We start from the raw sequence: 23,036 nt of genomic DNA on the forward strand, positions 1-23,036 counted from the left end.
GCTGCGCAAGGTCGCCGCCCGCACCCGCGACAGGCTCTGGGCAGCCGTCGGGCGTATCCTTGACGACTTCACCCCGCAGGAGTGCGCCAACTACTTCACCGCAGCCGGATACGAGCCGGAATACACGGAAAATGCTATAGCACCGCAATTCCCAGGTCCAAGCCCGCCAAATCAGTTCAATCTGACACTGCCGACGGAATTTGCGAGAAAGGCCGAGAGCACCTCGCGCGCGGTCTCCTTCGACATCATGTCCGTGTCGAGGCCATGCTCGAGCCAGAGGCCGTCGGACAGGGCGATGAACTGGGTCGCGATTGATCTCGCATCGACGCTGCGGCCGTGATGCTCCGCCTCCGCCGAGACTGCCCGGGCCACCCGGTCGAGCAAATCCAGATAGCGCAATCGATGCACCCGTCGGAGCTCCACATTGTTGGCGATCTCTCCCCAGAGCGCGAGCCATGTCTTCAGGCTGGCCGAGTTGAAGACCTCCGGCGCGACACAGGCCTCGATGAGATCGGTGAGCGACAGTCCGCCATCCCCGGCGGCTGCGAGCACATCCGTAAACCGATCGTACATCGTCGCGTACACAGCTGCGAGAAGCGCATCCTTCGAGCCGAAGTGGTGCTGGATCAGGCCGCGGGACACCTGAGCTTCCCGGCAGATGTTGTCAACCGTGAAGGCGGTTATCCCGCCGCGGGCCAGGCAGGCGAGCCCGGCCTCTACCAGCATCGTGCCGCGTGTTTCCCTCGGGTATCGGCGAAAGCGGGGGGCGTCCTTTTTCTTCGTCATCGTCCTTCCGGCGGCGCGGCCAACCTTGGCCAGTTTTGGAGGTCAGAGCATCCCTGCCAGCTTGCGCGCGTTTAAGCCGCGGCGCCCGGGAGCACCGGCTCTCCAACACGGCCCGGCATCCGCCCGAGCTCTCATCATGCTCCCTGCACGGGTCGGGGCAAGGCTGCAAGCCCCTTTTGCCGCCCATCCTAGGACGTCGTGGTTCGGTGGAGATCGCTATCCGGCAGGTGGCAGGCTACGAAATGGTCCGGCCCAAGTCGCCGTTCCGGCGGCGCTTTCTCCGCACAGATCGAGCCGAGTTTTCTTGGGCACCGGGTATGAAAGACGCAGCCGGCCGACGGCTGGGCCACGCTCGGTGCTTTCGAGCCAAGCTTCAAGCGCTGCTCATGCTGGCCGTCGACCGACGGAACCGACGACAGGAGTGCTTCGGTGTAGGGGTGATGAGGCCCGGTGAAAACCGCCTCGGCAGGCCCGATCTCGAGCAGCCGGCCGAGGTATAGCACGGCGATCCTGTCGGAAATGTAGCGGACAACACCAAGATCGTGGGAAATGAAGATATAGCTCACCCGCTCGATGGACTGGAGCTCGACCAGAAGGTTGAGGATCGCTGCCTGCACCGAGACGTCGAGCGCGGAGGTCGGCTCGTCGCAGATCACGACGCGTGGGGCGCCGGCGAAAGCCCGGGCTATGGCGACACGCTGTTTCAATCCGCCGGAAAGCTGGCTCGGCCGGGCATCAAGTTGGCGCGCTGTCAGACGCACGGAGTCGGTGAGTTCCTCGATCCTCCGGCCCCGCTCGAGCCGTGGCATGCCGACGAGGCGGGAAATGGTCCGCCCGATCATTCGGCGGACGCTGTGTGCGCGGTTGAGCGCGGAATCCGGATTCTGGAAGACGATCTGAAGCGCCTTGACCTGGGCGATCGTGCGATCCGACAGCGCGGCAGGAAGCGGCTCGCCGTCGAGCAGGATCGCCCCAGCCGCATCCGGCTTTGTCAGCCCAAGGATGGCCCGCGCCAGAGTGGTCTTGCCGGAACCGGATTCGCCCACGAGGCCCAGCGTCTCGCCTTCGCCGAGCGTCAGGTCGATGTCGCTAACGGCGCGGAAGTCCTGGCCGGCATATCGGAACGTCTTGCTGACCCCGTGCAGTTCCAGCACCGGGGCCGCGGCCGCCCGGTCGGGTGGCGGCACCAGAGCACTGGGACCGGCCTCGTGCATCGTCGCCACCCTGTCGTGATGATGGCAGCTCGTCGCCCGGCCGCCACCGAGATCCCGCTGGGCAGGCGCCTGGGCGCGGCAGGTGGCGTCGGCCAGCTGGCACCGGTCGGCAAAGACACAGCCGGAAACAGCGCTTCCGGGCGCTGGCAGGAAGCCGGGAATGGTGGCGAGCGGCGCCACCGACTTGCTGCGGCCCTGCTGCGGCAGGCAACGGAGCAGTTCGGCCGTGTAGGGGTGGCGGGGCGTCCGGAACAGATCGTGGGTTGGCCCCTCCTCAACCAGCCGGCCGGCGTAGAGCACACCGACGCGCTCGCACATCCGGGCAACCACGGCGAGGTTGTGACTGATGAACAGTATCGCGGTGGAATATTCTTGGCGAAGCTGCACGATCAGGTCCAGCACCTCCGCCTCGACGGTTGCGTCGAGCCCGGTCGTCGGCTCATCAAGGATCAGGAGTGAGGGGTTGCTGGCAAGCGCCATCGCGATCGAGACGCGCTGCTGCATTCCGCCCGAAAGCTGATGCGGATAGCGCTGCAGCACCGACGCCGGGTCGGTGATCCGGACCCGCTGCAGCATCTCGATCGAGCGATCGCGCCAGCTGGCGCGCGGCTCGCGCAGAAGCTCGAAGACTTCGGAAAGCTGCTGGCCAATGCGGATCGACGGGTTCAGCGCCTTCCCCGGGTCCTGGTAGACCATTGCGACCGAGCTGCGCCTGAGCGCCTGCAGCTCGCGGGCATCGAGACCGTAGACATCCTTGCCGCCGATCAGTACACGCCCCGCCTCAATCGTGCCGTTGCGCGGTAGATAGCGCAGGGTGGCGAAAGCCACCGTGGACTTGCCGCAGCCGGATTCGCCGACCAGCCCGAAGGCTTCGCCGCGGCCGATTTCCAGATCGACGTCCTGCAGGACTCGCAGGGTGCTGCCCTTGACCCGGTAGCCGACCGCTAGACCATCGAGGCGAAGCGCTGGGGCGTCAGTCATCGAGCGCCCCGTGAATGCTGTCGGCGACCAGGTTGACCCCCACGACCAGGCTGGCTATGGCGAGGCTGTCAAACAGCACCGTCCACCAGTAGCCGCCACCGATCAGCCCGTAGCTGGAGGCAATCGACAGCCCCCAGTCGGGCGAAGGCGGCTGAATGCCGAAGCCGATGAAGCTGAGCGTCGCCACGGTGAAGATCGAGTAGCCCAGCCGCACCGTCGCCTCGACCAGGATCGCCGGCATGACGTTGGGCAGGATTTCGACGAACATCGTGTAAAGCGGGCTCTCACGCCGAAGTTCGGCCGCTGAGACATAATCGAGCCCGCGTTCGACGAGCACGGCAGCCCGTACCGTGCGAGCGATGATTGGCGCGTAGGAGAAGCCGATCACGAATAGCACCGTACTCGTCGAGGCGCCAAGTGCGGTCAGCGCAAGCAGGGCGACTACGACGGTGGGCAGGGCCAGAACAGCATCGACGAGCCGGCTCATAGCCTCGTCGAAGAGCCCGCCGAAATAGCCCATAGCTAGGCCGAGCGCGGCGCCCAAGAAGGTGCTGAGCAGTGTTGCGAGTGGCGCCACCGTCAGAATGTCCCGCGCACCGACAATGACGCGAGAGAAGATATCCCGGCCGAGTTCGTCCGTGCCGAACCAGTGCGCGGCCGAGGGCGGCGCGAGCGTATGCATGACATCCGTCGCGAACGGGTCGTAGGGCACCAGCATCGGGCCGAACAAGGCACAGGCGACCCAGAAAAGGGTGATCCCGGTGCCTATGACGAAGGAGGGACTCGCCAGCAAGCGGCGTAGCAGGCTCCGCGGGGCATCTGCCAGGGCCGGTTCGGACGCGCGGGGCAGGGTGTTGCCGGGCGTTGCGGCCTCACTCATTCGCTGCCTCGATATCGGATACGGGGATTGAGCGCCGCATAGATCAGATCGGCGATGAGCGTCATGACCGTGAACAGGATGCCGACCGCCATGATACCCGCCTGAAGCATCGGGAAGTCCTTTTTCGTCGCGGCGGTATAGATCAGGCTACCTATGCCCTGATAGTGGAACAGGATCTCGATCACCACTAGGCCGCCGATCAGGTAAACGGTCTGGGTGGCGATGACGCTGATCGTCGGCATTAGCGCGTTACGCAGAACGTGGCGCCAGATCACCTTGCGAAAACTCAGCCCCTTCAGGATGGCGGTCCGGGTGTAATCGGCGTCGAGCGTTTCGATCATCCCAGCCCTTGCCATCCTGGCGATATATCCGAAGAGCACGAGGACAAGCGGGATCGCGGGCAGGATCAGGTGATAGAGTTGACCGAAGAACCCGGCCCCCTCCGGCGCCGTGGCCGAGATTGGAAACCAGTTCAGCCAGACCGCGAAGATGAGGATCAGCACGATGCCCGATACGAACTCCGGCACAACCGTCGCCGAGAGGCCGAGCGCGGAAAGGATACGGTCCGGCGGCCGGTCGCGATAGAGCGCGGCGACGGTGCCGCCGAGCAGCCCCAAAGGCACCACCATCAAGAAGGCGACAAGCGCGAGCTTGGCGGAATTGAGCAGCGCCGCCCACAGGAACGGGGCGACCGGGGCGCGGTAGGCATAGGATTCGCCAAGAGTGCCGGTGACGAACTCGCCGATCCAGCTTCCGTATTGCACCAGTAGCGGCCGGTCGGTCCCGAGCTCGTGATTGAGCACCTTCACCGCCTGCGCATCGGCGAAGGGGCCGAGCATCGCGCGGCCGACATTGCCCGGCAGCATCCGGGCCCCGACGAAGATCAGTAGGCTGAGCAGCCAGAGCGTCACGAGCGAAAGCAATAGCCGCTTGATCAGATATCTGGCGATGGCCTTCGCCCCCTGTTGGCAGAGGGCCCCGGCCGGTTGCCGGGTCCCGCTCTCTCTAGGTCTGCGTCAGAGGCTCGCCTTCTGCAAGAAAAGATGGCTCATTGCAGTGGGCTCGACCCCGGTCATGCCCTTTTTCGTCGCCGTCAAGAAGTCGTAGAAATAGGTGTAGAGGATTGGTGTTTCGTGGAGCAGCAGGCGCTCGATCTTGCCTGCCGTCTTGCGTTGCGAATCGAGGTCGAGCGCGGCGATGTAGGTGGCCACGAGGCCGTCGTATTTCTTGTTCTTGAAATGCGCCGCGTTCCACGTGCCGTCACTGAGAAGCGGCGCCTGCAGGAAGACATTCGGCACGCCGCGGTGGCCGTAATCGGTGATGCCCATAGTCGAGTCGAGCCAGGGAGACTTTCCCGGGACTGCATCGCCGTAATAGGCCCCCTGGTCCATGATGTTGAGCTTGATCTTGCCGCCGATTGCCCGCACGGCGTTCTGGATCACCTGCGCGTATTGCGGGATTTCCAGATATTTCTCGGTGGTCAGCTCGACCTCGAACCCGTCCTTCATGCCGGCCGCTTCAAGCAGCTGCTTGGCCTTGGCGATGTCCTTGTGCCGCTGCGGCACGCTCCGGTCGGTCGAGGGATAGGCCTTCATGAACGGGCTGTCGTTGCCGATCTGAGCCTTGCCGCGCATCAGGCCCTGGACGAGCTGGGGCCGGTCCAGGCACAGTGCAACCGCCTGGCGCACTCGCTTGTCGGTGAAGGGGGCCTTGTCGTTGCGCATGTGCACTTCCTCGTGCGCTGACGAGGGCGTGCTTATGATCGCGACTTTGGCGTTGTTCAGCAGCGCCGCGCCCTGCAGGACGGGGATCTGCTGCACGATGTCGAGCTGACCGCCGAGCATGGCGAGGATCTGCGGCTGGTAGTCCTCGTAGAAGTTGAGCTCGACCCTGTCGAGGATCGGCGCTCCTCCCCAGTAATCGGGGTTCCTCTCGAAGCTGGCTCCCTGCTTGGGAGTGTATTTGACCAGCTTGAACGGTCCGGTGCCGTTCATGTCCTTCTCGAAATCGCCCTTGTAGTCGGCAGGCAGGATGACGGCGTTGTAGTTGTCTGTCGAAACGACATACGGGAAGCCGCCGTTCGGCGCATCGAGATGGAATTCCACGGTCAGGTCGTCGACCTTCTTTGTGCCGCCTTTCGACAGAACGCCCTTGAATGCGGACAGCGCGTTGGAGCCGTTGGCGGGGTCGGCCAACCTGTCGAAGGTGGCGACGACATCGTCGGCGGTCATGACGTGACCGCTGTGAAACTTCACGCCCTTGCGCAGCTTGAAGGTCCAAACAGAGCCGTCCTTGTTGGGCGACCAGCTTTCTGCCAGCAGCGGTTGCGCGGTCAGATCGGGCGCCGACAGGACGAGGTTCTCCGCCACCTGTGATAGCACGGTGATGCCGCCGCCATCGGCGATCTTCACCGGGTCAATGGTGGCGGCGGGCACGACCTGGCCTACGCGGGCGGTTCCGCCAGTAGCGGCGCGGGCGCGCTGCGGCAGCAGGAACTCAAAGCCTGCCGCACCGGCCGTGGTCGACAGAAACGGCAGCGACAGGCCGAGCACCGAACCGTGCCGCATGAAGTCCCGCCGGCTGACCCGGCCATCCAGAAGTCCGTCGATCAGGTCGTTTTCGACCTCGCTGCGCTCACGGCGCAACTGGTCGAGCAGCCGATAGTTCCGTCCCATTGATCTCTCCTGTCGCGCTTGAATGTTTTCTTTGGTCTCGTGTCATTTCTCGGCATGCCCGTCGCGGACCACGCGCCGGGCGGGGAATTTTCAACTCTGCCCTTTCGACACAGTGCACATGTTGGCCGTTCGTTCAACACGAACATGATCACGACCGCGCTAAAGCGCCCTGCATGCGGCGGCTGTAGTAGCGGTAGAAATCGAGCACTGGCCCCTCGAAATCGGCAGGAGCGAGCGGACCGGAACTGTGATGGGCCGAGGCCATACCCACCATCAGGCCGATGAGAACGTCCTTGTCCTCTGCCATCGTGTCATTGAACAGCGTCACCGCGTCGGCCACGGCCGCGTCACTCCAGTCCTCGCCGTAGAAGATCAGCCCGAGGCGGGCGCGAACCCGGTCCATGCTTTCCGGCTGGACGCAGATGAACGAGCTGTAGTCGCCGCCGCAACCTGACACCAGGCCGGGCGGAATGGCGAACATTACGCAATTGTCCACCTCGGTCTCGGTCAGATCGGGATGGCCGCGGTTCGACCGCGGCAGATCTGGCGTGTAGCCGGCGTTATAGCCGAAATAGGCGTCTCCGGCCGGGAAATGGGTGCACAGGCGCGTCGGGTTCACTGGATGCAGTGTGGCCCGGTGCAGCGGCGTCAGGTGGTAGCCTTCCATGAAGTTCTCGATCACGCATTTCCAGTTCGTGTGCCAAATCTCGTCGGCCACGTAGCGGAGCCTCATCTCCTCCATGTGGTAGTTCCGAATCAACTCGCTGAGCCCCTGCAGGCGCGGGGCGAGCGCGGGCGGATCGTCGCCGAGGTTGACGAAGAGAAAGCCGTGCCAGTCCTCCGCGGCGAATTCGGGCAGCCGGCAGGTCTCGGGCTCGAAATCCCTGTGCGGCTCCATCCGGGGCGCCGCCGCCAGCCGACCGTCGAGGCCATAGGACCATTGGTGATAGGGGCAGACGAGCCGTGGCCGGCGCCCCCGACCCTCGGCCAGCAATGCGCCGCGATGCCGGCAGACATTGGAAAAGACACGCAGCTGGCCGTCCTCGCCGCGCACGGCCACCAGCGGCTCGTCGCACAGCTTGAAGGCCATGTAGTCGCCTGGTTCCGCCACCTCTTCGGCGCGGCCGAAACAAATCCATTCCCGCCCGAACAGTTCGCTGCGCTCGAGCGTGGCGACCGCCGGATCGATGTAGTAGCCCCGCGGCATCGACCAAGCTGCGTCATAGTCGCGGGTCTCGCTCTGCTTCAACGCGTGCGCCAGCCCGGCAAACACTTCCTTGCCCATCTCTCCCTCCAGCTAGGCCGCGCGGCCGTAGAACCCGATCTGCTCGTGCTTGCTGAACACCACGCCCGGGCGTTCGTAGTAGGAAAAGACGACGATGTAGCGGGACTTCGGTCCGATGCAGGGCGTCACCCGATGCAACGTGTTCTTACCCTTGAAGACATTAAGCGTGCCCGCCTTGAGCTGGAGCGTCTTGACCTCCGGGTCCCCTCCTTCCAGCAGCCGGGCCACACCGTCGTAATTCGGATCGTCGTCGCTGCGCAGGTCCGAGCGGTATTCGAACACGCCACCGCCGCTCGGCTCCTGCAACAGCAGCGTGGGGGTGAATTCCGAGCGGTCGAAATGCCAGTTGAGCGCCTCGCCGTCGCCGTAGCGCATCACGTTCATCCGGGCGAGCGGGTCGCGCATGGTGAACAGCGTCGGCTTGTCCATCGTCGCGGCGAGGAAGACAGCGAACTGCGGCCAGTCGTAGATCCACGCCGGCACGGTCTCGGCGATCTGGTCGCCGCACACGGTGTGGTTGGTCGTCGAGACCTTGCGCAGCGCGGGGTGGTCGGAAGGAATGCCCTCCACTGCATCGCGGAAGTAGATGTTATGCGTCCGCTTGTGAACAAATGAGAGCGTCTCCATAACCGGCTTCACCTGGGCCATCGCCCTGGCCACCGCCTCGGGCTTTACGAAGCCCTCAAGGTTGAACATCCCCATGCGCGCCAGATCGGCGCGGCACCGGGCGACGAGGTCGTGCCAGGCGTCAGCGCCGGGCCGGTCGAGCGGAAACCGGTCCAGGTCGAGGATGTCGCGCATTTGAGCCTCCCTGCGAGCGTCAAAAGCAGGATGGCCGAGATTCCTCTTTTCACAAGCGGGCAAAATGTTAGCCTGGCTCAGAAAACCTAAGGCAGCTTATGACCCGCCGGCTTCCTCCCCTGAACGCGCTCCGCGCCTTCGAAGCCGCGGCCCGCGCAGGCAGTTATGTCACCGCGGCGAAGGAGATCGGCGTGTCGCCGGCCGCGATCAGCCAGCAGGTGCGCAACCTTGAACGGTTCCTCGACAAGCGGCTGTTCACCCGGCTCAACAACCGGGTGGTGTTGACCGATGCCGGACAGGCGATCTTCAGCGGCACCACCGAAGCCTTGCAGTCGATCGCAGCCGTCACCGAGCAGACCCTGACCGGCACCACCCGTTCTCGCCTCGTCATCAGCGTTCTGCCGTCGGTGGCGCGGCTCTGGCTGGCGCCGCGGCTTGTGGGCTTTCTCCGGGACCAGCCGCGGCTTCGCTTCGCCATCCGGGTCGAGGACGACCCTGTGGATTTTGCGCGCGGCAACATCGACCTGAGGATCTGCTACGGCAGAAACCTCTACCCGGAATTGACCACGATCCAGTTGCGCCACGATGAGGTGCTTCCGTTGTGCAGCCCGGACTATCTCGCACGCAATCCCGCAGCGGCCAATCCGGGCCTTGCCGGCGTGCCGGACGACGACCTGATCCATACCGACTGGGGACCCGGCTTCGGCTCGCTGCCCTCGTGGGAATTTTGGTTCGACAGCTGCGGAGTGCCGCGCAGCGGACGCGACAAGGGCTTCGTCGTCAGCATGTCCGGCCTCGCGCTCGACTTCGCGCGTGACGGGCTCGGCGTGGTCCTCGGCCAACGGATGATGGCCGAGGCAGACATGCATGCTGGCCGGCTCAAGGCGCTGTCCTCCTTCGCCGTGCCGCTCGGCCATCCCTATAGCCTGGTCCATCCGCGCGGCCGCGACCGCAAGGCCGACCTCCGCAGACTGATTGCCTGGCTGTGCAGCCAGCAGCAGGCCCCCCCACCACGAGCTTGACCGCCGCCGGGACGGCCTTTACTGTACGATCGTTCAACAGGAGGGGCCGATGTCCAGAAACCCGCGTTACGACCTTCTGTTCGAGCCGGTCGGAATCGGGCCCAAGACGGCGCCGAACCGATTTTACCAGGTGCCCCATGCCAGCGGCATGACCAACGCCGCCCCACATGTCCGCGCCGCCTTCCGCGGTACCAAGGCCGAAGGCGGATGGGGCGTGGTCTGCACCGGCGCCTGCTCGGTCCACCCGTCGTCGGATGACAGTCCCCTGCCCTTCGCCACGCTGTGGGACGAGTCCGACGTCCGCAGCCACGCCCTGATGACGGAGGCGGTCCATGCACATGGCGCACTGGCCGGGGTCGAGCTCTGGCACGGCGGCGCCGCGGTAATGAACCGCGGCTCGCGCATGGCCTCGCTTGCGCCGTCGGGCGTGCCCTGGATGACGACGCATGTCGGCTTCATGTCCTCGGCCCGCCCGCGGGTGATGGATGCGCAGGATATTCGCGACCTGATCCGCTGGCACGCCGATGCGGCGATTCGGGCGGAGCAGGCCGGCTTCGACATCCTCTATGTCTATGCCGGAATGGGCTATCTGCCGCACCAGTTCCTGCTGACCGAGTACAACCACCGCACCGATGCCTACGGGGGCTCGGTCCGCAACCGAGTGCGGCTGACCGAGGAGTTGATTGACGCCGTCCGGGAGGCGACCCACGGCCGCTGCGCCGTGGCCCTTCGCATCTCCCTTCAGGAACTGCGTGCACGGCCGTCGGACGTAGCCGAAAGTGAGGCACATGAGGTCATCGGCCACCTCAGCGACGCGCCCGACCTTTTCGACGTCAAGATGGACTATGCCACCACCGACTGCGCCGTCTCGCGCTATACACCGGAGGGCAGCCACGAGCCGGTGGTGGATTTCGTCAAGTCGGTCACCGATAGGCCGGTGGTCGGCGTCGGCCGCTTCACCTCGCCCGACGCGATGGTCTCAATGGTGCGTCGCGGCGTACTGGACTTCATCGGCGGTGCCCGCCCTTCAATCGCCGACCCGTTCCTGCCGGCCAAAATCGACGCCGGGCGGGAAGACGAGATCCGCGAGTGCATCGGCTGCAACATGTGCATCTCGTCCTGGCATGACGGCGTCTGGGTGCGCTGCACCCAGAACCCGACGGCGGGCGAGGAATGGCGCCGCGGCTGGCATCCCGAAATCCTCCGCCGCGAGGCCGAAGGGCAGGCGCTCGTCGTCGGGGGCGGCCCAGCCGGGCTCGAGGCCGCGCTGACGCTCGCTCGGCGCGGCTTCCGCGTCGCGCTGGCAGAGGCCGCCCGCGACTTCGGCGGCCGGCTCCGGTTCGAAGCCCGGCTGCCTGGGCTCAGCGCGTGGAACCGTGTCGTCGAGTACCGCCTCGGCCAGCTACGGCGGATGGCCAATGTCGCGCTCTATGCCGAAAGCAGGCTCTCGGCTGACGACGTCCTGGACTTCGACGCCGATCACGTGGTGGTGGCGACCGGCGCACGCTGGCGGCCGGCGCTCTGCGCCGCCAACGAGTTGCCCGGCGCGCTCCTCGATGCGCCGCGGGTCTACACCCCCGACGATCTGGCCGCAGGCGCACAGGTCGAGGGGCCGGTCGTGGTCTTTGACTATGACAACTACTACATGGGCTCTGCGGTAGCCGAGGCGCTGGCCATCCGCGGCTGCGAGGTGACCTATGTCACCACCGCCGGTGCGGCGGCCTCCTGGGGCTTCATGACCAACGAACAGCCGCTGGTACACCAATCCTTCGCCCGCGCCGGGATCGGCTACCGCACACTAGAGATCGTTACCGGCTTCGATGGCGAGGCCGTCACCCTCGCCCAGATTTTCACCGACGCGGAATGCCGGGTTCCTGCACGCGCGCTGGTGATCGTCGGCCTGCGCGAAGGCGGCTCGAGCCTGCATGAAGAGCTGGTGGCGAGCGACACGGCGTGGACTGTCCATAAATCCTTGCACCTGACCGGCGACGCCAACGCGCCGGGCGCCATCGTCCATGCGGTCTATCAGGGTCACCGCACCGCCCGCGAACTCGGCCTACGTGCCGGAGACATCCGCATCCGGCGCGATGCTCCGTTCCCGCCCCCAGACGTTCAGTGGGCCGAGGCCGCCGAATGAGCGCCGCGCCGGGCCGTCGGCGCGGCCGCAGCCGCGGCGGGCGGGTGCCGGGGGCGTTGCATCAGGCCCCATTCGGTCAGGTGGAGCGGCGCTATGCACCGATCGAGGTACTGTCTGCGGACCATGTCGAGGCGATCCACCATACGGCGTTAAAGCTCCTCGCGACCGTGGGCATGCGGGTCCTGGCCGCCGCCGCGCGCGATAGGTTCCGCGCCGCCGGGGCGGAGGTCGATGGGGAAATCGTCCGCCTCCCGCCCGGCATGGTCGAGCCCCTGCTGCGCAGCGTGCCCGCGCGCTTCACGCTGGAGGCACGCGATCCTGCCAAATCGCTGCGCCTGGGCGACGGCTATTGTGTCTACGGCGCGGTTGGCGGTCCGGCCTATGTGATGGATAACGACCGCGGCCGCCGCGACGGAACCTTTGCCGAAATGTGCGACTACCTGCGGCTGATCCAGCAGCTCAACGTCGTCCATCAGGAAGGGGGCGGCCCGTTCGAGCCGCTCGACCTGCCGGCCCACAGCCGGCATCTTGACATCTTCCGCGCCCAGATCACGCTGCTGGACAAGAACTGGCAGACCCAGACGCTCGGTCGCCGCCGCACCCTCGACGGAATCGAGATGGCCGCGCTTTCGCTCGGCTGTGCGCCCGACGCGCTGGTGGACCGGCCGACGCTTCTGGGCATCATCAACACCAACTCGCCGTTGCAGCTGGACATCCCCATGGCCGAGGGGCTGATGACCATGGCCGAATATGGCCAGGTGAACGTAATCACCCCCTTCACGCTGGCCGGCGCCATGAGCCCGGTGACGATCGCCGGTGCGCTCGTCCAGCAACATGCCGAAGCTATGGCCGGCATCACGCTGACCCAGATCGTGCGGCCGGGCGTGCCGGTGATGTACGGCGGCTTTACCTCGAATGTCGACATGCGTTCCGGCGCGCCGGCCTTCGGAACGCCGGAATACACCAAGGCGGCGCAGGCCTCCGGGCAGCTGGCGCGATGCATCGGCGTGCCGTTCCGCTCGTCGAATGTCTGCACCGCCAACGAGGTCGACGCCCAGGCCGCCTACGAGTCGAATATGGCGCTCTGGGGCGCGCTTATGGGCGGGGCGCATCTGCTCAACCACGCGGCGGGCTGGATGCACGGTGGCCTGACGGCCAGCTTCGAGAAGCTGATCATCGACGCCGAGATGCTGCAGATGATGGATGCCTATCTCACCCCGCTCGACGTGACACCCGAAGCCCTGGCGCTCGACACGATCGCCGAGGTCGGCCCCGGCGGCCACTTCTTCGGCGCCGACCACACAATGCAGAGGTACGAAAACGCATTCTACTCTCCGATAGTGTCGAACTGGGACAATCATCCGCAATGGCTGGACCGCGGCGCCGTCCAGGCCCGAGAGCGCGCCAACGCCATCTGGAAACAGCTCCTCGCCGAATACGAGCAGCCGTCGCTCGACCCGGCGATCGCTGAGCAGCTCGACGCCTATGTGGCGCGCCGAAAGGCAGAGGGCGGAGCACCGCTTAACTGACCGGACCGTCCCTTACCGGGCGTTGTAGGCCAGATACTGACAGGTGCCAGGGTTGGGGAGATCCTGAGCGGGACGCCTTTGATCTTGACCGCGACGTCTGGACAAAACCGTCACATCAGACCAAGCAGCGCAGGACAAAGCCCGTCCCTCCGAGCACCCAAGCGCCGGCGCTAGTGGCAACCATTCTCGAGAATGAGCCGGCCGATCAGCCCTCGCTGTTCCCCGGGAAGATCCGCAGTCTGCCGCTCATGCATGCACTAACAATCAACATGGACCAATCGGATCGGGCTGCTCAAAAGGGCCTAGGCGTTTCCGCCTAAGCCCTTGAGATACTTGGTGGGCGCACAAGGACTCGAACCTTGGACCCGCTGATTAAGAGTCAGCTGCTCTACCGACTGAGCTATGCGCCCGGAACGGGGGTCATCTACGCGGCATGGGCGCCAGCGTCAAGGGCCGACCGGTCATGCCGCGAGGGGATACTGCACCGGCTGCGTGTCCTCGACGAAACGGTCGAGCCTCTTTGGCCAGACCGCACCCGGCCAGCGCAGCGTCATCAGGCGCCGGCGCGGCTCGTAGACCGCCGTGTAGAGCGTGCCGAAGCCGTGCGCGAAGGCCGTCGAATAGAGCGGCGGACGCAGAAACGCGGCAACGAACCTTTCCTTGGGCTCGCGGTGCAGAGTGAGCCTCTGCAGCAGGTAGCGCTCGCGTTCCACCGTGGCGGTGAAGCGGGCATGGTGCTGCCACTCGACGCGCTCCTGGTGATTGGTGGCGACCGCCGCATGGGTCAGCACCGCCGGCCGATCGGGCGCCAGATAGGCCGTCACGAAGTGCCGCCCCCGGTCCAGCGCCGTCACGTTATAGCTCATGTGGCAGGGAATGCGCGCCAGCGCCGCGCCCGCCTGCTCGGCCGTCTCGCAGGTCTCGAGCACGTAGCGCAGGATCAGCGGCACGCCGAAGCCGTCCCCCACCACGCGCCGGCCGCCGAAGGTCAGCGAGACGGCGAGCCCGGCGGCATTCATCCCGTCCACCAGCCCGAACATGCCGTCCGAGACGCCCATCACCGCGCGCTTCCAGCGCGTGCGCAGGACGATCCCGTCGAAGGCGCGCGGCGCGTAGTCGTAGTTGCGGACCATCACCGGCTCGGCCCCGGGCCAGATCGCCTGGCTGCAGCCCGACAGATAGGGAGGCGGGCAATAGTAGCTGAGGAAGCGCGCCTCGGCGTCGCCGCCCCCCGCCCGCTCGCACAGTGTCTGGTAGATGTCCACCAGCTCGGGCATGTGCTGGCGCATGGCCTTTAGCCCGTCACGATAGGTGGGCCGCGCCGCCACGCCCTCGCGCAGCCACCAGCGGCGGTAGTGCGGCCAGTACTCGGCGAACAGCCCGGACCATTTCGGCCCGGGCTCGTCCTCAGCGACGGCGCGAAAGTCGAGCTGCATCGGCCCCGGGGATCTCGTCAGAGGATCTTGAACGCCGGGTCCGCCAGCGCGGTGGCCGAGGGCAGCGGGCGGGCGGCGAAGTTCTGCTTGATGCCGTGGATCCACTTCTTCGCCCGGTCGTTCAGTCGGAAGGCATTGGTCATCGACCGCCCGCGCGTGACCAGGATGCCGAGATCGGCGCCCTCGTAGCGATAGTCGCCCGGCTTGAGGATGCGCAAGAAGAACGCCTCCTGCTCGCTCTCCACGGCGCGGCGGTGATAGTCGAAGCGGTCGAAGACCACGCGGCCGTCCTCGAGCATGCGGTAGATGCCGGTCTCGGGCGCGTTGGTGACGATGTCCACGGAGTCCTCGGTGTGCTTGATCACCATCTGGCTCCAGGAGTCGATCATGTCGGGGTCGGCCCAGCGCGCGTTCAGCTCCTGAATATCGAGTTGAAACGGCACGCCCGAGAACTCGAGCAGGTGGAACAGGAAGAGCGGCGCGTCGGCATGGGCGAAGGCGGCATGGTTGGTCATCGACGAGGCGCCGGTGATGCGCGGATTGAGCTCGCCCAGATAGATCTCGCCGCTCGTCTTGTCGATCAGGAAATCGAGCTCGAAATAGCCGCGATAACCCTCCTTCTTGAGCTGCTCGCCGAACCTGAAGGTCAGCTCGCGCGCCTTCTGCCGGGTCTTCGGCGCAAAGGCCGTGGCGAAGATCTCGTTGCCGCACCAACCGCCGCGATAGGGCGTCAGCTCCTTGAAACCCACCAGCTCGGTCATGAGCGGGCCGACGATGGTGCCCTGCTTCGTGGCGCAGGCCTCGATGGCCGAGCCGCGGCAGTTGATCCGCTTCATGATCTTCACTTCGCCCTGGCCGATGATCTCGTGCTCGTGGCGGCGGAAATCGGCCTCGGACCTGACGAAGAACGTGGTATGCCCGGAATCGCCATAGGCCGTCTGCAGCACGAGGTCGCCGCCGATCCCGGCCTTGTCGGCGACTTCGGTCAGGTGCTTGTAGCTCTTGACCTCCGACAGTGTGTTCGGCACCGAGGGCACGCCTGCCTTGTTGCCGATCCGCACGGTCTCGATCTTGTTGTCGACGCGGTTCCTCAGCTTGGCCCGGGGAAACCAGACCTCCGCCCCAAGCTCCTTGGCAAGCTGCTCGGTCTGGGCGTCGAACATCAGGAACACGACCTTGGGCTTGCCGCCGCGCCGGGTTATGTAGTCGATCACCTCCTTGTGGCGCAGCAGGTAGTTATTGATGTCCTCGATCGACTGGAACTCGGCATGGGGCTGCTCCGAGGGGCAGAAGACGTTCGGGTGCCGGGCGTCATAGCAATCTATGTAACTGATATATTTGAAGTTCTTTACCCACTCGTCGATCCCGAGGAGGTTGAAGTTCGTCGCCGAGACGAAATAGATCGGCGTCTCGTTGCGATGGAAAAAGCGGCGGATCTCGGAGATATTCTTGAGCGTCTTTCTCGACATTCTGGTCTCCCTGTCGTTCCCCTATTTATTCAAGGCGCATGGCTCTGCAGTTCCAATCCACACGCCCTGACAATTTCATCGCCGAACTCGTTTCGACAATCCGCAGCCCCATTGCCGCCTCGCAACTGAGCCCCGGACCACGCCCGGGCGCGATGCAGGCAGACCCGCCGACAGCCGCCCCGGGGCATCCATGACCGCACTCACCCGGCGGCGTAGCGTTTCAGCGCCTCGGCGGTGAACACCCGCAACCCCAGCTCGGGCCGGTAGCCATGTATCTCGCTGACGTCCAGGGCCCGCATGAAGGCCAGGATTTCCGCACTGACCACCTGTCCCGGCACCAGGATCGGAAAGCCCGGTGGATAGGGGATGACGAAGGAGGCAGACACCACTTCCTCGCCGCCCTCGACTGCCCGCGCCAGCTCGTCGCCCAGAGGGCGGTAGTCGCATTTCTCCTCGTCATAGGCGAGGAAGAAGGCGGCGCGTATGTCGCCCTCCGGCGTATCCGGACCATCGCGGAAGGCATCGTGGAAACACGAGAAATCGGGCAGTGGCGGCAGGTCCACGGTCAGGCTCTCGACGCGGCGCTGGAAGGCCAGCTTCTCCATGCGCGAGGCGTCGTCGAGCAAATCGTCCAGCTCGTTGGCGATCTGCACCAGCACCTCGATCAGGTAGGCGACCGACGAGCGCGTGGTGCCGATGTTGGTCATGAACAGCACGGTGTTGCGCGAGGTCTTGTTGATCTGGATGCCGTACTTGTCCATCAGGATCTGGGTCTTGAACGTGGCCCCGTCCCAGCCGGTACCGCCGACCGCCAGAGTGATGCGGGTGGCGTCGAGCACGAACTCGTCCCGGCCCCAGCATTCCCATATGTCGGCCCAGCCGTGCTCGGAGTCGTAGTAGGAGGCGATGCCGCTCTCGCGGAAGCTGGCGGGGATCATGTCGCCAGCCGTCAGCACCTTAAAATACTTGCTCAGCAGCGGATGCGTGGCGATGGCGCGCCGCATGGCCATCGCCGCCTCGACCTGGCGCTGCACGAACTCGAAGCCCTCGAGCTCGACCTGGCGCCGGCCGACATCGAGCGAGGCGATGATCTGGTAATTCGGCGAGGTCGAGGTATGAGTCATATAGGCCTCGTGGAAGGCCTGCTCGACCTCGCCCTTGAAGTCCTGGTCGTTGACGTGGATCATCGAGCCCTGCCTGAGGGCGGTCAGCGTCTTGTGCGTCGACTGCGTGGCGTAGACCCGGACCCGCGCATCGGGCGGCGGCACCAGGCGCGTCTTTAGCAGCGTCTCGCTATCGGCGTCCTTGAGCTTTTCCTGCTGCTTCTCCCAGGCGCGCGCGGCCTCGGGCGTGCGCAGCCAGTCGCGCAGGGTGTTGGCGGCGTTCATCGCCGTGCGCTGCCGGTAGGTGGGGCCGAACCGGGCGAAGGCGAACCAGGCCTCGTCCCACAGGAAGATCAGGTCCGGCTTGATCGCCAGGCACTCCTCCATCACCCGCTCGACATTGTAGACGATGCCGTCGAAGGTGCAGTTCGTGAGCAGCAGCATGCGCACGCGGTCGAGCTTTCCCGCCGCCTTGAGCTCCAGCAGCTGGCGCTTGATCTCGGCCAGCGGCACGGCGCCGTACATCGACCAGGGGTTCAGGGGATAGCTGTCGAGATAGACGACATGCGCCCCCGCCAGCACCAGCCCGTAATGGTGCGACTTGTGGCAGTCGCGGTCGACCAGGATGATGTCGCCGGGCCTCACCAGCGCCTGCACCACGATCTTGTTGCAGGTCGAGGTGCCGTTGGTGGCGAAGAAGGTCTGCTTGGCGCCGAAGGCCCGCGCCGCGTATTCCTGCGCGCGCTTGATCGGCCCGAGCGGCTCGAGCAGCGAATCCAGGCCACCGCTTGTCGCCGAGGTCTCCGCCAGGAAGATATTGGGCCCGTAAAACGCCCCCATGTCCTGGATCCAGTGCGAGCGCGAGATCGACTTGCCGCGGCTGATCGGCATGGCGTGGAACACGCCGGTGGGCTGCTTCGAGTACTCCTTGAGCGCCGTGAAGAACGGCGTCTTGTAGCGCGAATTGACGCCGCGCAGGATGTTCAGATGCAGTTCCAGGAAGTCCTCCTGGTTGTAGAACACCCGCCGGCAGCCGCCGAGGTCGCGCCCGGCGATCTCCTCGACCGAGCGGTCGGTCACCAGATAGGCGTCGAGCTCCGGTCTGACGCGCGCGATCAGCCGGCACAGCTCGGGCCCGTAATCCGTGGCCTCGAGCGCGTCGAGATCCTCGTCGCCCGCCCGCGTGAGGTACTTGGTCAGGATCGGCAGCCTGTTGCAGGACTTCAGCGCCAGACCGGGGCGCACTACTACCGCCTGGATGTTGTGGTTGAACAGGATCCCGATCAGCGCGTCCTCTAGGCTGGGCACCACCACCGGCTCGTAGAGGAAAGGGTCCTCGGGGCGCCGCATCCGGGCCAGGCTGGCCTTCAGCCAGCGCTCCTGGTGCTCGTTGAGGTCGTCGACGATCATCACCTCGAAATAGGGCCGCGCCAGCGCGCGGGCCTCGGGCGAGAGCATCGACTCGTCCTCGAGCTCCTCGGCCTCCGAGTCGTCGCGCGCCAGCGGGATGGTGCGCCGCCGGTAGGCGCCCGAGGTCAGCGCCCGCACGGTGCGGCGCACGCTGAAGGCCAGTTCCTCCCAGTTGCGGTGCTCGAGCTGGCGGCGCATGTGGTCGAAGGCCGCGGCGCCCGGGAAGGCCCAGTACATCTCGATCGGGGCCAGCGCCTCGAACAGCTCGCTTGCCTGGTTCGCCAGCTTAACCGAGCCGCGTTCGCCCGGCTCCATGTGGGCCAACCGGTCGACGGTCGCGCGCAGCGTGCTCCATCGGTCCGCCCGCAGCTGCACGGCGCTGTAGTAGTCGCCGACCGAATGACTTGTGAGCCCACCACGCTTCGGCGCGTCCTCCGGCATCGTTCCCTCCCTGCCCGGGGCTGCCCCGCCGGACGCTTGTCAGCCGGACGCAAGCCGCCCGGCGATGTGGGCGATCTCGGCGCCGCCCTTCGCCGTCCCGTCGCCGGGTGCCACATCGGGCACCGCCCGCGGGTTCCCGGCCACGAGGCCGTCCTTGGCGCCCTTGCGCGGCATCTCGAGCGGCCCGAGGCCGTGCAGATAGGCATCCGCCCCGCTCGAGCGGTCATAGACCGGGAACTCGACCTCGCGATCGCGGAAGCTCTTGAGGACCTGGCCCAGCCCCATGATGCCGGTCTCGCGCTGGCGGCGCACCTGCTCGAGGTCCACCTCGATCGGGAACATGTCCTCCTGCCCCGCGGACTGGTGCAGCACATGCGAGGAAGGCGCCACGACGCAGGAGCGGCCGACGCCCCCGGCGCTCAGCCCGTTGACGTCGAACACGTAGCACTGGAACTGGGCCGCCGTGGCGCGCGCGATGGCGAGCTCGGCGTCACGGTCGGCGGTCCCGGTCAGCACAGGATGGAGCAGGATCTCCACCCCCTGCGAGGTCAGGTGCCGTGTGGTCTCGGGGAACCAGATGTCGTAGCAGATCGACAGCCCGAACCTCCCCACCTGCGGCACGTCGAAGATGCAGAACTCGGTGCCGGCGGCGACCGCGTCCTCCTCGTAGGGCCGGAACGGAAACATCTTGCGGTACCTGGCGACCACCTCGCCCTCGGGGTTGATGACCATGGCGGTGTTGTAGAGCCGCCCGTCCGCCGCCTTCTCGAACATCGAGCCGGGGATCAGCCAGATCTTGTGGCGTCGGGCATCGGCCTGGAACTGGTCGATGGCCTGGTTCGGGAAGGGCTGGGCATAGCGGGTCAGCGGCCCGTAGGGCGCCAACTCCGAGAACAGCACCATCTGCGTCCAGGGAAAGCGGGCCATCAGCACCTCCAGGTGGTGGCGCATGGCCTCGACATTGTCGTGTGCGGCGGCAATATGCATCTGCACGCCGGCGATCGCGAAGGGGGTCATGAAGACGCGGACTCCTCGTTATGCCTGCTCGATCGGCGAGTTTATCGCCACGCTCGCGAAAAGGGCAACAGCTACAATTGCGCGCAGCGAGATGCCCGGATTCCGATCCGGCTGACGCCGGGCCGCCCATGATATAGTGTTGCGCTCACGGCCCGCCCACCCCCGGCGGGCCTGCGGAGGTGGGGTCACGCGGGAGGTTCGAGCCGGCAGCCGATGCGCATTGTCGTCTTTGTCCTGTCCGTGATCGTGCTGGCGCTGGCGCTCGTTGCACTGCTGGTGCCGTTCGCCCGGCGGCTCGGCCTGCCGCTGCCGGTCACCGTCGCCGCGGCCGGGCTCGCCACGGCAGGCGCGGCGGCATTCGGCGGCCTGTCGCTGGCAGGCCTCAACCTGCCCGCGCTCGATCGCTGGTTCGTCGAGCAGGTGGCCTTCGATTCCGGCTCGCTGCTCTATCTCTTCCTGCCGCCGCTCCTGTTCGAGATGGCGCTGTCGGTCAACGTGCGGCGTCTCCTTGACGACCTGGGCGGCGTCATGGTCATGGCCGTGGTCGCCGTGGTCGTCGCCACCGCCTTCGTCGGCCTCGCCTTCTGGGCGCTGTCGCCCCTCGGCCTGGCCGCCTGCCTGGTGCTGGGCGCGGCTGTGGCCACAACCGACCCCGGCGCGGTCATCACCACCTTCCGCGAGATCGGCGCGCCGCGGCGTCTCCTGGTGATCCTCGAGGGAGAGAGCCTGCTGAACGACGCCGCGGCCATCGCCATCTTCACCTTTCTGATCGCGCTGCTGGCGCCCGGGGGCCAGCCTCCGACAGCGGTCGGCGTTCTCGGCGATTTTGTCTACAGCTTCGGCGCGGGCGCCGCGTCGGGGCTCGCCCTGGCCTACCTGGCGGCGCGGCTCTATCCCTGGCTCGACCGCTCGCCGCTGGCCGAGATGTCGATTACCATGGCGCTCGCCTACGGCGCCTACCTGCTGGCCGAGTTCTGGCTCGGCGCCTCCGGGGTCGTCGCGGTGGTTTTCGCCGGGCTGGCCACCGGCTCCTGGGGCTTCGTGCACATGGGGCCGGGCAACTGGAACACCGTGCGCGCGGTCTGGGCGCAGACCGGGTTCTGGGCCAACGCCATGATACTGCTGCTGGTCTCGCTGCTCACGCCCTGGATGCTTTCGAATCTGACCATGGTGCAGATCGTGCTGGTGCTGCTGGTCTACCTGGCTGCCTTTGCGGCGCGCGGCGTCATCATCTTCGGGCTGCTGCCGCTGCTCGAGCGCCTCGGCCACGCGGCCCCGCTGACCCCGCCCCAGCGCATCCTGGTATTCTGGGGCGGCGTGCGCGGCGCGGTCACGCTGGTGCTGGCGCTCGCCCTGGTGCAGATGCCGGGGCTCGGCCAGTCCGGACCGATCCTGGGCGCGCTCGCCGCGGCCTTCGCGCTGGCGACGCTGTTCATCAACGCCTCGACGCTGGCGCTGCTGACCTCGCGGCTCGGGCTCGATCAGCTCTCGCCGGCCGATCTGGCGCTGCGCGAGCGCATCGTCGCCGGCTCCATCGACCGGGTGCGCAACGTCATCGCCGACCTCGCCCGCGCCCGCACCCTGGAGCCCGAAGCGCTGGCGGCCGTCGAGACCGCGCTCGGCGAGCGGCGCCGCGAGGTCGAGGTCCGCGCCGAGGCGGGTGCCGACCGTATCCCCTTCGGCGAGCGGCTGCGCCTGGGGCTCGCCATCCTGTGCGGACAGGAGGCGCGGCTGGTGCGCCGCGGCTTCGAGGAGGGCGCGATTGGCCCCCGCGCCACCATGCGCATGCGTCTGAACGCCGAGCGCACCGCCGACGCGGCGCGGGTCGATGGCCGGCCGGGTTACGTCGAAGCGGTCGAGCAGGCGATGAACTCGGCCGCCGGATCGTGGTTCGCGGTGCAGCTGCACCGCTGGCTGCGCTGGGACCGGCGCCTGCGCGAGGTGATCGAGCTCAAGCTCACCGTGCTGCTCGAGAGCGACCGCGTCATCCGCGAGCTCCAGCGGTTCTGCGAGGGCACGGTGGCGCCGATGATCGGCGAGGACGCGGCGAGCAACCTCTCGGAGCTGCTCGCCTGGCGGCTCAAGCGGGTGCACGAGGAGATCGACGCCATCGAGCTGCAGTACCCGGCCTATGTCGCCGCACTCGAGCAGGCGCTGATCGCCCGCGCCGCGCTGCGCCGCGAGCGCCAGCAATACGAGCGGCTGCTACGCGACGGCGTGATCAGCTCCGAGCTGCGCGACGACCTGATCCGCCGGCTCGACCGGCGCGAGCGCGAGTTGGCGAAGCCGCCGCGCCTTGACCTCGCCCTATCGCCCGAGGCGCTGATCGAGCAGGTGCCCGTGTTCTCCGGGCTCGCCCCCGAGCAGCGCCGCGCCATGGCGCGCCGGCTGCGCCCCAGATTCACCGTGCCCGGCGAGACCGTGGTGGCCGAGGGCGAACGCGGCACGGACATGTATTTCATTGCCTCAGGCGCGCTCGAGGCGCGTGGCGCCGGCGAGCCGGTGCTGCTGTCGAACGGCGATTTTTTCGGCGAATTGGCGCTGTTCATGCCCTATCGGCGGCGGCGCACGAGCGTGGTTTCCATGGGGTTCTGCCGGCTCCTGACGCTGTCGCGGCGCGACTTCCTCAGGCTGACCCGGCGCGACCCCGGCATCGAGACGCTGATCCGCGGTGCCGCCGAATCCCAGCTGGGGCGTGAGTTCCCGGTGCTTCCCCCCGCGGCGGAAAAGCCCGCGCCGGCACGGGCCGGGCAGTAAGCCGGCGGCTTGCCGCGGGCGCCCCGGCACCCCACTTCTAATCCATGCAACCCACTGCCCGAGGAGGCGCCGATGAGCACGGACACACAGGCC

Annotated in this window: 15 protein-coding genes and 1 tRNA gene; 4 read left to right on the forward strand and 12 right to left on the reverse strand. The window is 66.6% G+C overall.

The features are described from left to right. Positions 1 to 171: 171 nt before the first annotated feature. From AC32QD_RS15360 to AC32QD_RS15390, 7 genes are all read right to left on the reverse strand, one after another. Positions 172 to 786: a TetR/AcrR family transcriptional regulator gene (locus tag AC32QD_RS15360; protein ID WP_492011383.1), complete on the reverse strand. Its 615-nt coding sequence runs from the start codon at positions 784 to 786 to the stop codon at positions 172 to 174. Positions 787 to 974: 188 nt separating this feature from the next. Further along, entirely contained in the window at positions 975 to 2,981 is a 2,007-nt protein-coding gene (locus AC32QD_RS15365; protein ID WP_492011384.1) for an ABC transporter ATP-binding protein, read from the reverse strand. Beyond that, positions 2,974 to 3,861, reverse strand: a complete 888-nt coding sequence (locus AC32QD_RS15370) for an ABC transporter permease (protein ID WP_492011385.1) — start codon at positions 3,859 to 3,861, stop codon at positions 2,974 to 2,976. Before AC32QD_RS15370 ends, AC32QD_RS15365 begins: the two co-directional genes overlap by 8 nt. Continuing rightward, positions 3,858 to 4,811: an ABC transporter permease gene (locus AC32QD_RS15375; RefSeq protein ID WP_492011397.1), complete on the reverse strand. Its 954-nt coding sequence runs from the start codon at positions 4,809 to 4,811 to the stop codon at positions 3,858 to 3,860. Before AC32QD_RS15375 ends, AC32QD_RS15370 begins: the two co-directional genes overlap by 4 nt. Positions 4,812 to 4,877: 66 nt before the next feature. Continuing rightward, positions 4,878 to 6,536 carry an ABC transporter substrate-binding protein gene (locus AC32QD_RS15380; RefSeq protein WP_492011386.1) on the reverse strand — a complete coding sequence of 553 codons (1,659 nt, stop codon included), beginning with the start codon at positions 6,534 to 6,536 and terminating at the stop codon, positions 4,878 to 4,880. 148 nt (positions 6,537 to 6,684) lie between these two features. Further along, on the reverse strand, positions 6,685 to 7,821 hold the full coding sequence (locus AC32QD_RS15385; protein WP_492011387.1) for an aromatic ring-hydroxylating oxygenase subunit alpha: 1,137 nt from the start codon (positions 7,819 to 7,821) through the stop codon (positions 6,685 to 6,687). A 12-nt stretch (positions 7,822 to 7,833) separates the two neighbouring features. Beyond that, complete coding sequence (locus AC32QD_RS15390; RefSeq protein WP_492011388.1) at positions 7,834 to 8,622, reverse strand: HalD/BesD family halogenase; 789 nt, start codon at positions 8,620 to 8,622, stop codon at positions 7,834 to 7,836. A 98-nt stretch (positions 8,623 to 8,720) separates the two neighbouring features. On the opposite strand from AC32QD_RS15390, the gene AC32QD_RS15395 reads away from it, so the two are divergent. Genes AC32QD_RS15395 through AC32QD_RS15405 form a run of 3 tightly spaced genes read left to right on the forward strand, consistent with a single transcriptional unit; the run spans position 8,721 to position 13,310 of the window. Beyond that, entirely contained in the window at positions 8,721 to 9,644 is a 924-nt protein-coding gene (locus tag AC32QD_RS15395; RefSeq protein WP_492011389.1) for a LysR substrate-binding domain-containing protein, read from the forward strand. A gap of 49 nt (positions 9,645 to 9,693) precedes the next feature. Then, positions 9,694 to 11,781 (forward strand): oxidoreductase, encoded by a 2,088-nt coding sequence (locus tag AC32QD_RS15400; protein ID WP_492011390.1) that lies wholly within the window; start codon positions 9,694 to 9,696, stop codon positions 11,779 to 11,781. Continuing rightward, the gene (locus tag AC32QD_RS15405) at positions 11,778 to 13,310 is read left to right on the forward strand and encodes a trimethylamine methyltransferase family protein (RefSeq protein WP_492011391.1); all 1,533 of its coding nucleotides are present in this window, start codon (positions 11,778 to 11,780) and stop codon (positions 13,308 to 13,310) included. The genes AC32QD_RS15400 and AC32QD_RS15405 overlap by 4 nt, the downstream gene beginning before the upstream one ends. Before the next feature lie 334 nt (positions 13,311 to 13,644). On the opposite strand, the gene AC32QD_RS15410 is transcribed toward AC32QD_RS15405, so the two are convergent. The 5 genes from AC32QD_RS15410 to AC32QD_RS15430 all read right to left on the reverse strand — a co-directional run bounded on the left by AC32QD_RS15410 (position 13,645) and on the right by AC32QD_RS15430 (position 20,186). Continuing rightward, a tRNA-Lys gene (locus AC32QD_RS15410) sits at positions 13,645 to 13,720 on the reverse strand. 51 nt (positions 13,721 to 13,771) lie between these two features. Beyond that, positions 13,772 to 14,746, reverse strand: coding sequence for a C45 family autoproteolytic acyltransferase/hydrolase (locus tag AC32QD_RS15415; RefSeq protein ID WP_492011392.1), 975 nt, complete (start codon positions 14,744 to 14,746; stop codon positions 13,772 to 13,774). 17 nt (positions 14,747 to 14,763) lie between these two features. Then, positions 14,764 to 16,215, reverse strand: coding sequence for a biotin carboxylase (locus AC32QD_RS15420; protein ID WP_492011393.1), 1,452 nt, complete (start codon positions 16,213 to 16,215; stop codon positions 14,764 to 14,766). Between the two features lie 200 nt (positions 16,216 to 16,415). Beyond that, positions 16,416 to 19,169 (reverse strand): aminotransferase class I/II-fold pyridoxal phosphate-dependent enzyme, encoded by a 2,754-nt coding sequence (locus AC32QD_RS15425; protein WP_492011394.1) that lies wholly within the window; start codon positions 19,167 to 19,169, stop codon positions 16,416 to 16,418. A 39-nt stretch (positions 19,170 to 19,208) separates the two neighbouring features. Beyond that, the gene (locus AC32QD_RS15430; protein ID WP_492011395.1) at positions 19,209 to 20,186 is read right to left on the reverse strand and encodes a carbon-nitrogen hydrolase family protein; all 978 of its coding nucleotides are present in this window, start codon (positions 20,184 to 20,186) and stop codon (positions 19,209 to 19,211) included. A gap of 213 nt (positions 20,187 to 20,399) precedes the next feature. Between AC32QD_RS15430 and AC32QD_RS15435 the strand changes: the two genes are divergently transcribed. Then, positions 20,400 to 22,943 carry a cation:proton antiporter gene (locus AC32QD_RS15435; protein ID WP_492011396.1) on the forward strand — a complete coding sequence of 848 codons (2,544 nt, stop codon included), beginning with the start codon at positions 20,400 to 20,402 and terminating at the stop codon, positions 22,941 to 22,943. Positions 22,944 to 23,036 lie beyond the last annotated feature (93 nt).

This window comes from Thermohalobaculum sp., assembly GCF_058622915.1.